The sequence below is a fragment of the Paenibacillus sp. JJ-100 genome (assembly GCF_948329825.1).
Lineage (GTDB): Bacteria > Bacillota > Bacilli > Paenibacillales > Paenibacillaceae > Paenibacillus.
On record NZ_CAOJCM010000002.1, the window covers coordinates 1,369,726 to 1,382,276 of the forward strand.

Genomic DNA, 12,551 nt, shown 5'->3' on the forward strand with positions numbered 1-12,551 from the left:
CTAAAATAAATTACAACTTTTTTCCTATTTTTCTATAAAAAAAAGCCCACCGTATACCGATATACGGAGGACTTTTCTTGCATTATATAACATATTTTTGTGATTCGTTAACATTATATTGTGCATATCAATATAAGATATAGGTACATGAGCCTACTTCTTTTTTCTCATCATGTCAAAATAAGAAACAGGCTGATCTACTTTCATCTTTATCAATTGCAACGGGTGTCTTGCGGCGTCTAATACGTTACCGTCTTTATCCTGAATTTCGCCTACCCGTTGTTTAAAAAACGTACCATTTGGACCAAAAAACTCAATTTCCTGTCCTGGTTTAAAGTGATTACGCTGCTGAATTGTCGCCATACCTGTAGCCTCATCATACTCCATCACAAGACCGGCAAAGTCATAAGGAACAGCCTTTTCTTCCGGCTCATAGATATGATCTTCATGATCAGGTGTATCATAGAAGAAACCAGTATTCAATGGACGATTCGCAGCTTTGTTCATCTCTTCTAACCATTCGGGTTTCAGTTCATAATTTTCAGGATCCGCCATGTAAGAGTCAATCGCCTGACGATACACGTTGACGACTGTTGCTACGTAGTGGATCGATTTCATCCGTCCTTCAATTTTGAAGCTGTCCACACCTACATCAATTAATTCTGGAATATGCCCGATCATACATAAATCTTTGGAACCCATTGAAAATGGATTATCCTGTTCCTGAAACAGAGGCATCTGATTTTCTCCCAGCTTAAATGGTGCAGGAGCCTTCATCTGCATCTCTTCTTCACTTACCCAGACTGTACCTTCTCTCGCATCCTCGAACAGATCATACTTCCAACGGCAGGACTGACAGCACCCCCCGCGGTTCGAATCTCGGTCAGTAAAGTGATTGGACAATACACATCGTCCCGAATATGAGGAGCACATTGCTCCATGGATGAAAGCTTCGATTTCTATGTCTACATTTGCTTTGATTTCTTCAATCTCCTCGAAGCTTGTTTCCCGACCAAGCACAACCCTTGGCAGCCCTTCGTCTTTCCAGAACTTCACAGCTTGCCAGTTCAGAGTGGACTGCTGTGTGCTAAGGTGAACTTCCAGACCCGGCACTGCACGTAAAGCTACTTCTATAATAGCAGGATCAGCAACGATAACAGCCGAGATGCCCGCGTCATAGAGGTTTTGCAAATACGCTTCAATCCCTGCGATATCTTCATTATGTGCATAAATATTAGTGGCTACAAACACTTTCGCCCCATATTTTTTTGCAAACTCCACGCCTTCACGCATCTCTTCAAAGCTGAAGTTGTCCGCATTGGAACGAAGTCCATAAGACTGACCACCAATATATACGGCATCTGCGCCATAGTGAATTGCAAATTTTAATTTCTCCAGATTTCCCGCAGGAGCCAACAACTCCGGTTTATCCAGACGGTTACGTTTACCCGAAAACTTCCGTTTGACCGCCACTGTTTCCATCTTTGTTCACCTCGTCTATTAATACACTTGTTCTTTGTAGAAAAATCCAAACGACAATTCTCGCTCAGGGTCCTGCAGCTCTCGAACTTCTCGCAACCAATCTTCGTTATATGCATACGCGTCAGGATCTGCTTCATATGTGTCTATAGCTTTACGATAAGCCCGGACAACAGCCTCATTGTAAGCAATAGGCTTTAGTATGCCCTCTACCTTGAAGCTCTGTACGCCTGCCTCCATCATCAGATGAAGATCCTCCAGAATACAGATATCCTCTGAACTCATGATATGCGTTCCGTTCACATCCTCATAGATCGGGAATTTCTCATCCCGTCGCTCAGCCTCAATCAAGAACAATCCACGTTCCTTACCGAGATAACCTTCTACTGGACGTCCTTGATGTGCCAAGTAACTCTGCACCAGGCTGCGCTTGGAGTGGTAAATATTCGTCATTCCATGAACCTGCACCTGTGCTTCTACTTTTAAAAATGGAACCATCTCCGTGATCTCGTCCATATTCAGCTCACGGGCAAGTACAACCCGGCTGGCTCCTTTGGTTCCCCAATAGTTGGCCGTTGCATAGTTTGTGGACGTCATCTCTGCGTTCCAATGTAAACGAATGTGCGGTGCATGCTCTTTAATCGCAGCCAGTACGGATGGATCATTAAACTCTACCGCATGTACACCAATGCGTCCTATAGCTTGTACATATTCAGGCAATTCTTTTAGTATATCATTCGACATCAGGTTGTTCATTGACACAATAACCCGTGCCCCATGTTTGGCAGCCAAGGCTACCACTTCTGCATTCTCTTCGATGGTGAAGCTACCCGGCAAGCGCATGCCAAAACGGTCATCTCCAATCAATAGAGCGTCCGCTCCGGCATGAAGCAATGCTTCTGCTTCTTTTACATCTGCCGCTGTCACAAGCAGTTCATGTTTTGTACTCATCTAATCCCCTCCGCTTATTGCGCAGCCTTACTTTTGGCTATATTTCGCTGATGTTCCTTGTACGTCTTGGCAAATAAGTGCTCTGAAGTACCATCTTTTTTCGTTACATAAAACAGATATTCCGAAGCTTCCGGTTCCAGAGCCGCTTCTATAGACGCTAGACTTGGACTGGCAATGGGTCCTGGCGGTAAACCTTTGTTCAAGTACGTATTATACGGACTCTGCACCTTAAGATCTTTAAACAGAAGCCTTGCCTTCGGTTTATCAAGTAAGTATTGAACTGTCGCATCAATCTCCAGCTTCATATCCTGTTCCAATCGATTGTAAATGACACCTGCTACCAGTGCACGTTCCTGATCTACTACAACTTCTCGTTCCACCAGCGATGCAATAGTCAGCAATTCATGCAATGAAAGTTTCTGTACCTCCAGCTTCGCTTGCAGATCCGGAATGGAGTTCACTCTGGTCTGAAACTCATCTAACATCCGCTGCATCACCTCATGGGTGGTACTCCCTTTTTTCATTTCATACGTTTCCGGAAAAAGATAACCTTCCAGCACATATCTCAGCTCTTCATCCACCGGGACGGTTTTGATTATATCCACGTCGAAGGACGAGGCATCATTAGCCAGTTTGAGAAATTCTTTTTTATCCACAATTCCCTCGGCCGAGAGCTTGTCCGCTATCTGCAAAACGGTATATCCTTCTGGAATTGTAAACTTCACCATTTCCTCAGGTATGACATCGCCATTACTCAGTTTATGAATAATCTCATCATATGTCACACCTGGATTCATGGCGTATTTACCCGCCATAAAGTTACTGCCTTGCTTTTTCCATTTTAAATAACCTTTGAAAACGAGACTGTTGCGAATTAGTCCTTCTTGCTGAAGCTGATCTGCAATTTTGGAGGTTCCCGACCCGCTTGTTATTTCAAATACAACAGGCTTGGAGGAAGCTTCTACCGGGCGCATCATGCTCCATATAAACCCGCCGGCTCCTACAGCTAGAACGAGCAAAACCAGCAAAAAAATACCTATGAGTTTGCCTTTCAACCGATACACAACTCCTTTACACGACCAAAAAGAGCGGACTGCTCCGCCCTTCCGGTTTTTTCAATTTGAAGCTGGTTAATCTTCATCGATCGGGAGCGTGCACTCATCATATAGCTCCGAGATGCTTTCCCACTCATCGTCATCATCAATCGTTACTAACTCCGGCATGATCTGGTTCTCACTTCCCGGTACAACCCGCAGAAGTTCAACCTCGTCATACGGACGCAATGAACTGCGGAGCACCGCGTACTGCTGCCCATGTACCTCAAACTCAGCAAGCAGTTCATACGGATGTGATTTACCGTTCTCTTCCTCGAGCTCCACATGAGCACCGAATGCCAGACGCAGCGAATCTGTCCATTTCAGGTCCTTGCGATTATATTCCGTCATTTAGTTCGCTTCCTCTTCATCTTCAGCAAGAAATGTATTAAAGGTCTCCTCGACAATATCCCACTCGGCATCGTCTTGGATCACAAAAAGTTTGATATCATCGCCTTCTTCTTCGTAACGGAATGCGTACACATCCGTTTCACCATCTTCAGGTTCAACCGGAGCAACCATCATATACTTGGCCTCCGAACCGTCTACTTCAAATTTCATGATGACTTCAAATTCCTCTTCGTTACCCTCGTCATCTGCAATATAAATAATCTCAGCTTCTTCTTCCATACCCAGTTGATCTTCAGCCATTGTTGATCCCCCTCACCTTTTACTATTGGCATCCAAATAATTTTGCAAAATCAGGCTTGCAGCCATTTTGTCCACAACCTGTTTGCGTTTTTTGCGGCTGACATCCGCTTCGATCAGCGTACGTTCGGCTGCCATCGTTGTCAGCCGTTCATCCCAAAGGTGAACAGGTAAATTCAGTTCGCCCCGCAGGCGTTCAGCAAACGCAATGCATAGTTCACCACGTGGTCCTACGGTGCCGTTCATGTTTTTGGGAAGTCCAACCACGATTTCGCTAATCTCGTGCTCTCGCACCAGTTCCGCAATTCGTGTGAACTCACCTTCATCCCGGCGGCGTTCAAGTACTTCCAATCCCTGGGCAGTCCAACCGAAGGCGTCACTCACAGCAACTCCGATTCTGCGGTCCCCATAGTCCAAACCTAATTTTTTCATCATGCTCTCCCATTCTGGGGCCTGTTCAAATGATATTCAATCATCTGTCCAGACTTCAGTCTGTCTTCTGTCGATCCATTGTCCGTATGTCTGCACAGCTGCAGACATACGGAAGCGGCGTACGTTACCGGTGATTGGCCAGGTAGGAACGTACAAGCTCTTCAATCAGCTCGTCGCGCTCCTTTTTCCGGACCAGACTACGTGCGTTGTTGTGACGCGGAATATACGCGGGGTCGCCGGATATCAGATATCCAACGATCTGGTTAATGGGATTATACTCTTTATCGACCAGCGCGTCATAAACCGTGAGAAGAATCTCTTTTGAAGAGGCCTCCTGTTCGTCAGCTTTCACATTAAATTTAACCGTCTTATCCATGGAGTCCATTGATGACACCTCGCTCCTGCATGAACATGGGGACCATGTCCTGCCGAATTGATTTCTGCTTATATAATAACATATTCTGACTGCCACAAGTAAACAAAGGATAAGGCAATTGTGTTTTTTGCTTGTCCTTTACCGGCTGACGATTGTAACGGCTAGTTTCAGTGCTTCGTCCAGCTTACTTGCGTCTTTTCCTCCGGCCTGTGCCATGTCCGGACGTCCACCGCCACCGCCGCCGCATACTGCTGCAACTTCCTTGACGATTTTGCCGGCATGCAGACCTTCTTTCACCTGCTCTGCAGGCACTGCAACAACAAAATTCACTTTGCCATCAGCAGGCGCACCAAGAACGAGCACCGCATCCGGCAGTTTTACTTTGAGCTCATCAGCAACCGTACGGAGCGCGTCCATATTCGGTGCATCTACGCGAGCTGCAAGCAACTGTGTATTCCCTGCTTGTACGACTTGGTCCGTCAACTGACCTGCTTCCATCGCACTTAGTTTGCTTTGCAGAGATTCTGTTTCTCTCGCCGCTTCTTTCAACTGCTGATTCAGACCATCAATCCGCTTCGGCACATCCGCTACATTCGCTTTAAGCAATGCTGCAGACTGTTTAAGCAGCTCGAGTTGGCTTTCTACATACAGATATGCACCTCGCCCTGTGACAGCTTCAATACGGCGTACACCCGATCCAATTCCGCTTTCGCTGACCAGTTTGAAGATTCCAATCTCTGAAGTATTATTTACGTGACAGCCGCCACAAAGTTCCAAACTGTAATCTCCAATTTGAACAACACGTACAATATCTCCGTATTTCTCACCAAAAAGGGCCATCGCACCCATTTCTTTTGCTTCATCGATGCCTTTCAGCTCGATGTCCACATTCAGTCGATTCCAGATCTGTTCGTTCACCTGGCGTTCAATCTCGACCAACTCTTCCGGCGTAATGCTTCCGAAATGAGAGAAGTCAAAACGCAAACGTTGCGGTTCCACCAGGGAACCCGCCTGATTAACATGCGTGCCAAGTACATCTTTCAATGCTTTATGCAGCAAATGTGTTGCTGTATGGTTTTTAATGATGTCGCCACGTTTCGTTGCATCCACTTCTGCTCGGATTACATCACCCACGCGAAGCTCACCGGATTCAATCGTCACGATGTGCACATGCTGGCCTTGCGGAGCCTTGAACAAACCTTGAACTTTGGCTACAGCACTAGTGCCACGAAGTAAACCTTGGTCACTCACTTGACCGCCGCTTTCTGCATAGAAAGGTGTTTTGTCCAAAATAATTTGAGCGGTCTGTCCTTCTCCAGCAAAATCAGCGAGAGCATCTCCGGTAACAATGGCCACCACTTTTGCTTCCGTCAACAGGTCAGTATATCCAACAAACTCGCTTTTAACCTCCAGATCAGCAAGCGGTCCACCTTGAACCTTCATGCTCTCATTCTCTTGACGTCCCGCACGCGCACGATCACGCTGCTCCTGCATAGATTCATCGAAGCCCTCTCGGTCCACTGTCAGACCATGCTCAGCTGCGTAATCTTCAGTCAGGTCAAACGGGAATCCATAGGTATCATACAATTTGAATGCCTCTGGTCCGCTAATAACCGTACGTCCCTCCGACTTAGCAGTAGCACTGATATCTGCGAGAATTGCAAGTCCGTCTGACAGTGTTTCGTGGAAACGCTCTTCCTCCGTTTTGATGACTTTGGCAATAAACTCCTGCTTGTCCACAACTTCCGGATAGTACGTGCCCATCACTTCACCAACCGTTGTTGTCAGCTCGTACAGGAACGGACGATCCAGACCCAATACTTTACCGTAACGAACGGCACGGCGCAGCAAACGGCGAATGACATAACCACGGCCTTCATTGCTTGGCAGTACACCATCACCTACAGCAAATGCCACCGTACGAATATGATCGGCGATAACTTTGAGCGCAACGTCAATCTCAACGCTGTCGTTGTATTTCACACCTGCAAGCGCAGCTGTTTTCTGGATCATCGGTTGGAACAGATCCGTGTCAAAGTTGGAGTCTACATTTTGTAGAATGGAAGCAAAGCGCTCCAAGCCTGCACCTGTATCAATGTTTTTGTTCGGAAGCGGTGTATAGCTACCATCTTTGTTATGATTAAATTGTGAGAATACGAGGTTCCATACTTCCAGATAACGTTCGTTCTCTCCGCCCGGATACATCTCTGGGTCATTCATATCGTTGCCGTAAGCTTCGCCGCGATCGTAAAAGATTTCTGTACAAGGTCCGCACGGGCCTTCACCGATATCCCAGAAGTTTTCTTCCAGCTTGATGATTCGTTCAGCCGGCAATCCGATTTTTTCATTCCACAGTTTGAACGCTTCCTCATCTTCAGGATATACCGTAACAGACAGGCGCTCCGGATCGAACCCGATCCACTCTTTGCTCGTCAGGAATTCCCAAGCCCAAGTAATCGTTTCTTCTTTGAAATAGTCACCGATCGAGAAGTTACCCAGCATCTCAAAGAACGTGTGGTGACGACGTGTTTTGCCGACATTTTCAATATCGTTGGTACGGATACACTTTTGCGAGTTCGCAAGACGTGGGTTCTCTGGCTTCTCCCGTCCGTCAAAGTAAGGTTTCAGCGGCGCCATACCTGCATTAATCCACAGTAGGGAAGGGTCATTATGCGGCACAAGCGATGCACTTGGTTCGATCTTATGACCTTTACTTTCAAAAAATTTAATCCATTTAGAACGAATTTCACTAGCTTTCATACGTGGTTGCCCCCATCAATTATAAGATCCGCGACAATATTGCCACGGTTGGTTAACCTATCTTCTGGTTGTTTATTTGTAAAAACAAACACAAAAAACGCCCCTGAATATCAGGGACGATGTTATCGCGGTACCACCCTGGTTATTGCTCTTCTTTCGCTGTAGGCGAAGGACAGAACAATCTCCTCGTTCATGCGAGTAACGGTCGCGCCCGGCAGGGTTGTCCTGCACTCCGAAATCAGCTTTCTGCCGCTTCAACTTTCAAGACTCTTCCAGCCAGCGAACTCAGAAACGTCCTGAATTCGAAGTAGTCTATTCTCTGAGGAAAGGAATCCTCGGCATACTTCATTTCATCATCGATTTTGCGTATTCCAAACATGCACTTCCATTATATCGATAGAGCCAGTGAGTGTCAACGCGCTTGGCTGACGGTCTGACTAGCTGTTGATTCACGCATTGTGTAACTATGTCACTCGATTTTCCGCTTGATGTAGTAAGCGAAAAAGTGCTGCACAATGACCTTCAAAACGGCAAAGACAGGCACAGCTAAAATGAGACCTACAATCCCAGCCAGTTCTCCCCCGACCAGCAACGCAAAAATAATAGAGAGCGGATGAAGATGCAGCGTTCGCCCTACCACTTGAGGAGAAATCACATTGCTTTCCAACACCTGACAGAGTGTGTTAACTACGATAACCAGCAGCACCATTTTAAAAGAAACGGTTGAAGCCATGACCACTGCAGGTGCCGCTCCTAGAAATGGGCCCAGATAGGGCACAATGTTGAACACAGCCACAATACTAGCCAGCAGTAAAGCATAAGGCATATCAATAACGATATATCCAATATAAGCAAAGATTCCTACGATTACACACACGATAAATTGGCCGCGAATATAATTTCCCAGAGCCGTATCGATCTCTTTCATCAGAGAAACGATCGCTTTACGGCGTGAACGGGGCAAGTATGCAACAACCGCACGTTCGAACACCTCAAAATCTTTTAACATATAGAAAATGAGGAACGGCACAATAAAGACGTTAAACAACACATTAATTGTCGCCCCGATATTGTCCATCAGCACCGTGATCCCCTGCGTCAGTCGATCCTCCATCTGGAAAAACCAGCTATTCATGCCTGTACGTATACTTGGCGGCATTAATTTGTGATCCATATTATTCATGAGATTCTGTGCCCTCATGGACAGCTCGGGCATGTGTTCGTTTAATTCTTCGAGCTGTTCAATTAGTACAGGAATGACATTCATTAAAATGACCCCAAGACAAGTCAGAAAAAAAGCATAGATCAACAGAACAGCAATAGAACGTGGAACTTTGCGCCCGCCAAGCATACTTACAATTGGATTAAGTACATAGGATATGATTAGTGCTACAATGAATGGAGCTAGTACTGTTTTTAGAAAACCGTAGATATGTAATAACAGTGGCCTTAATAGCCAGATGAAATATAGAATAATTAATCCAAGCAAGAGCCAGATGGCATAACGAAACATTTTATTTTTGGTTAGTTGCTCCACTTCCATCTCTCCTTTTTTTGGACTGGCTCTGAAAATCAGTATATGTAAGAGAGGGAATTTTTATTAACCTTGAGATCAAAGTTTTGGTAGCGGAGGAGATGCAACGACATCCAACACTTTCAGAAAAAAATAAAAAAACGTTTTCCTCCTCGGAGGAAAACGCATGTTATGGACCAGTACATCATATCATTAAACATCGTCGGTCCTGAACCTATGTAACCGCATCTATATCCATTTGTCGCCGAATTGCGACAGTATTCAACAACATTTATTGTCGTTAGACCGAACATAGATGAAGTTAGACTGATTTTATGAAGAAGCGTGAATGTGAGGAAAGTCCTGCGGCAACTCTTCTCCGAAGAACAAATCATCCAGAGAGCTTAGCGTACCGTCTTCTTCTACTTGGTACACAGACATTTTCTCACCATTAACCGTTAATTCAATAAAGCATCCCCAGCAATAAAACTGATGGGAGCCAATTTTTCCGATATCTTTCGAACTACAATTTGGACATTTCATAAATCCTTCACCTATCCGTTAACAGAATGAATGGCATTTTCCAAGCGCTGTTCACTCAGCGGCGGTACCATAATAGCACTTTCCCCGATAGACATATCACTTGTACATGGCAGCCATTTTCGGCCCTCAATCAGATCGGACACAAAACCGTCCGTAATTTCAATCCCTATTATTGTATTTCCCAACTCTTGGTCAAAATAAACATCAGAGACTCGTCCGAGCAGCAACCCTTCTTCGGTGAGCACGGACATCTCCTTCAATTTCGAACGACCAAGGAGGTACGTGTATTTTATGTCGTCGGCCCCCGTCTTGCGGACAGCCTGTTGATTACGGATCATGACGGCATCTTCGCCATAGGCAACGATATCTTCCCATTGCACCATTTTGACATGATTGGTAAACAGGCCTTTGTTCTCAAGTTCAATGCCTTCAATCTCCCAATCATCATTCACAATGAAATCCTGGATTTTACCGACCTGCTTCCCATCCTCAACATCAAAAACAGCAAGTCCGATCATTTCCTGAAGCTTCATCGCTGGGTCCTCCTCATCTTCTTCACATTGTATAGCCGCGGCGTTATTGCTAGGTATGCCCAAAGTTGATGAATGGCAATCATACGCCGATCATCAAACCGCTTCTACCAACCGATGAAAATGGAACTCCTCCCCTCCTTCTGTTCCATGTGTAAAGAGACCCTAAGGTCTATTACGCAGTCGTTCAAGAATGGTTCCAATTTTTTCGGCGGTTGTGATGATATCTTGCGTAGTATTACCCAACCCCCAGCTAAATCGAATCGCAGACTGTAAAAATGCCTTCGGCAAATTCATCGCTTTAAGTACATGGGATACTTCAAGTGAACCTGATGTACAAGCTGAGCCGCTCGCTACGGCAATACCTTCCATGTCCAGATTCATCAGCATCGTTTCCGTAGACACTTCAGGAAAGCTGATATTAAGAATATTAGGAAGGGTATGCTCCGCATGTCCGTTGACATGAAAATGCTCTTCACCCACATGAACGGCAAGTTGATCCAGAAGAAGTTTCCGTAGTTCAAGAGCATGTTGAAGATGCTCGGCACCCTGTTCCGAATTCAGTTTAAGCGCTTCAGCAAATCCTACAATCCCCGCCATGTTCTCTGTACCGGCACGTCGCTGACGTTCCTGCAAACCACCGTGTGATCTGGCTTCCAATGTAACGCCACGTCTGACATACAGGGCTCCTACACCTTGCGGTCCGTTAATTTTGTGCGCCGAGAAGCTGACCAGGTCCACAGGCAGGTCTTTACATGAGATGGGCTGGCTACCCAATGCCTGAACGGCATCCGTATGGAACAAGATATCATGCTGACGTGCGAGTTCACCGACCTCACGAATCGGTTGAATCGTACCGATTTCGTTGTTGGCATACATCATCGTAATCAGCACAGTGTCCGGCCGGATCGCTTCACGTAGGTCTTCCACTCTGATGCGTCCAGACTCATCCACCGGCAGATAGGTTACCTCATATCCTTGCCGTTCAAGTTCCTGACATGAATGTAAAACAGCATGATGTTCAATTGCCGTTGTAATCACATGTTTTCCCTTTTCCGCCCTAGCCGCAACCGCCCCAAAAATGGCCAGGTTATCGCTTTCCGTGCCGCCGCCTGTGAAAACGAGCTCGTCGGGATTACATCCCAATGATGCCGCAACCACATCCCTCGCCCCACTAACGGTGCGTTTGGCTTCACGACCAAAAGCATGAATGCTGGATGGATTGCCGTATTGCCCTTTCATGATGTTCATCATGGCCTCAGCCACGCGTGGATGCATCGGTGTCGATGCAGCATGATCCAAATAGATATGTTTCATTTTTTTCACCCCATTTATGTGTTAGATGGATTAACATCTAAATCTGAAAAATAGTATATGGTGAACCGCTTCTGCACTAAGCCAGAATAAGCAGTATTCTCCATTGGCACGGCTAAAGCCCCCAATGTTGGGGGCTTTAGTGTGTCTTCTGAAACAGCGCATTTGCTTGCTCCAGCTAGATGTAAAACATGTACGAGTCTTTCTCTTCCTGATCCTCAAAAGTAATCAGATCTTTCAATGTAGTTGAATCCAGCACTTCTGCAATGCTATCCCGGATGCGAAGCCACAGATCACGTTTCGCGGGATCATCTTCTTCCGTAAAATCTACAGGAGAGATCGGCCCCTCCAGTACACGAATAACGTCTCCCGCGGTCACCGTTGCAGAATCTCCTGCCAAAATGTAACCGCCGTACGCTCCGCGAATACTCTTAACAAGTCCAGCATTGCGCAGCGGTGCAATCAACTGCTCCAGATAATGTTCGGAGAGCTGGTTGCGCTCGGCGATACTTTTCAGTGATGTAGGGCCTTCGCCAATTCTGGCGGCCAGCTCCATCATAATGGTTAGACCATAACGGCCTTTTGTCGATATTTTCAAAGGAGTCACCTCTTTCAATTTTCAAAAAAACAAAATGGAACATGGATGCTTAATGTGCTAGGTACTGTTCATGATACCGTTCTTCATGCTGTTTCTCTATGTGGTTCATGACCGTCAATTCCGTAATTGCATTACGCAAACTTTTAGAAAAGTAGGTCTCGTGATTCTAATCCTCCGTATTCCGATCATAACCCTCAAGTAATGTTAACATATCTGCATGATTTATGGAAAAGAAAGATTGACGATATTGCAAAAATGTGCGCCTGGAGTGGACACTATCCAAAATTGGCCGGGTGTATCGTAAGTTCAGCTA

Annotated in this window: 13 protein-coding genes; all 13 read right to left on the minus strand. The window is 45.8% G+C overall.

The window, feature by feature from the left end; genetic code table 11:
• Nucleotides 1–153 precede the first annotated feature (153 nt).
• The 13 genes from PQG66_RS12830 to cymR all read right to left on the minus strand — a co-directional run bounded on the left by PQG66_RS12830 (nt 154) and on the right by cymR (nt 12,238).
• Nucleotides 154–1,482 carry a peptidase U32 family protein gene (locus PQG66_RS12830; protein WP_272038048.1) on the minus strand — a complete coding sequence of 443 codons (1,329 nt, stop codon included), beginning with the start codon at nt 1,480–1,482 and terminating at the stop codon, nt 154–156.
• 18 nt (nt 1,483–1,500) lie between these two features.
• On the minus strand, nt 1,501–2,430 hold the full coding sequence (locus PQG66_RS12835) for a peptidase U32 family protein (RefSeq protein WP_272038049.1): 930 nt from the start codon (nt 2,428–2,430) through the stop codon (nt 1,501–1,503).
• A gap of 14 nt (nt 2,431–2,444) precedes the next feature.
• Complete coding sequence (gene mltG, locus PQG66_RS12840; RefSeq protein ID WP_272038050.1) at nt 2,445–3,485, minus strand: endolytic transglycosylase MltG; 1,041 nt, start codon at nt 3,483–3,485, stop codon at nt 2,445–2,447.
• A 75-nt stretch (nt 3,486–3,560) separates the two neighbouring features.
• Nucleotides 3,561–3,875 (minus strand): DUF1292 domain-containing protein, encoded by a 315-nt coding sequence (locus tag PQG66_RS12845; protein ID WP_272038051.1) that lies wholly within the window; start codon nt 3,873–3,875, stop codon nt 3,561–3,563.
• Nucleotides 3,876–4,175 carry a DUF1292 domain-containing protein gene (locus PQG66_RS12850; protein ID WP_017686820.1) on the minus strand — a complete coding sequence of 100 codons (300 nt, stop codon included), beginning with the start codon at nt 4,173–4,175 and terminating at the stop codon, nt 3,876–3,878.
• A gap of 12 nt (nt 4,176–4,187) precedes the next feature.
• Nucleotides 4,188–4,604, minus strand: coding sequence for a Holliday junction resolvase RuvX (ruvX, locus tag PQG66_RS12855; RefSeq protein WP_272038165.1), 417 nt, complete (start codon nt 4,602–4,604; stop codon nt 4,188–4,190).
• A gap of 124 nt (nt 4,605–4,728) precedes the next feature.
• Nucleotides 4,729–4,989 carry an IreB family regulatory phosphoprotein gene (locus PQG66_RS12860; protein WP_024633073.1) on the minus strand — a complete coding sequence of 87 codons (261 nt, stop codon included), beginning with the start codon at nt 4,987–4,989 and terminating at the stop codon, nt 4,729–4,731.
• Nucleotides 4,990–5,118: 129 nt separating this feature from the next.
• Nucleotides 5,119–7,740 carry an alanine--tRNA ligase gene (gene alaS / locus PQG66_RS12865; protein WP_272038052.1) on the minus strand — a complete coding sequence of 874 codons (2,622 nt, stop codon included), beginning with the start codon at nt 7,738–7,740 and terminating at the stop codon, nt 5,119–5,121.
• 469 nt (nt 7,741–8,209) lie between these two features.
• A complete protein-coding gene (locus PQG66_RS12870; RefSeq protein ID WP_272038053.1) occupies nt 8,210–9,277 on the minus strand; it encodes an AI-2E family transporter in 1,068 nt (355 codons plus the stop codon).
• 309 nt (nt 9,278–9,586) lie between these two features.
• Nucleotides 9,587–9,796, minus strand: coding sequence for a hypothetical protein (locus PQG66_RS12875; RefSeq protein WP_090915543.1), 210 nt, complete (start codon nt 9,794–9,796; stop codon nt 9,587–9,589).
• Nucleotides 9,797–9,807: 11 nt separating this feature from the next.
• Nucleotides 9,808–10,329 carry a PRC-barrel domain-containing protein gene (locus tag PQG66_RS12880; RefSeq protein WP_090915545.1) on the minus strand — a complete coding sequence of 174 codons (522 nt, stop codon included), beginning with the start codon at nt 10,327–10,329 and terminating at the stop codon, nt 9,808–9,810.
• Between the two features lie 162 nt (nt 10,330–10,491).
• Nucleotides 10,492–11,643, minus strand: coding sequence for a cysteine desulfurase family protein (locus PQG66_RS12885; RefSeq protein WP_272038054.1), 1,152 nt, complete (start codon nt 11,641–11,643; stop codon nt 10,492–10,494).
• A gap of 175 nt (nt 11,644–11,818) precedes the next feature.
• The gene (cymR, locus tag PQG66_RS12890; protein ID WP_272038055.1) at nt 11,819–12,238 is read right to left on the minus strand and encodes a cysteine metabolism transcriptional regulator CymR; all 420 of its coding nucleotides are present in this window, start codon (nt 12,236–12,238) and stop codon (nt 11,819–11,821) included.
• Between the last annotated feature and the right edge of the window lie 313 nt (nt 12,239–12,551).

Coding starts and splice junctions, on each gene's coding strand:
- PQG66_RS12835 (WP_272038049.1), bottom strand. CDS start 2,430: ATGAGTACAAAACATGAACTGCTTGTGACAGCGGCAGATGTAAAAGAA.
- PQG66_RS12830 (WP_272038048.1), bottom strand. CDS start 1,482: ATGGAAACAGTGGCGGTCAAACGGAAGTTTTCGGGTAAACGTAACCGT.
- PQG66_RS12885 (WP_272038054.1), bottom strand. CDS start 11,643: ATGAAACATATCTATTTGGATCATGCTGCATCGACACCGATGCATCCA.
- PQG66_RS12880 (WP_090915545.1), bottom strand. CDS start 10,329: ATGAAGCTTCAGGAAATGATCGGACTTGCTGTTTTTGATGTTGAGGAT.
- PQG66_RS12875 (WP_090915543.1), bottom strand. CDS start 9,796: ATGAAATGTCCAAATTGTAGTTCGAAAGATATCGGAAAAATTGGCTCC.
- alaS (WP_272038052.1), bottom strand. CDS start 7,740: ATGAAAGCTAGTGAAATTCGTTCTAAATGGATTAAATTTTTTGAAAGT.
- PQG66_RS12850 (WP_017686820.1), bottom strand. CDS start 4,175: ATGGCTGAAGATCAACTGGGTATGGAAGAAGAAGCTGAGATTATTTAT.
- PQG66_RS12845 (WP_272038051.1), bottom strand. CDS start 3,875: ATGACGGAATATAATCGCAAGGACCTGAAATGGACAGATTCGCTGCGT.
- PQG66_RS12860 (WP_024633073.1), bottom strand. CDS start 4,989: ATGGACTCCATGGATAAGACGGTTAAATTTAATGTGAAAGCTGACGAA.
- ruvX (WP_272038165.1), bottom strand. CDS start 4,604: ATGAAAAAATTAGGTTTGGACTATGGGGACCGCAGAATCGGAGTTGCT.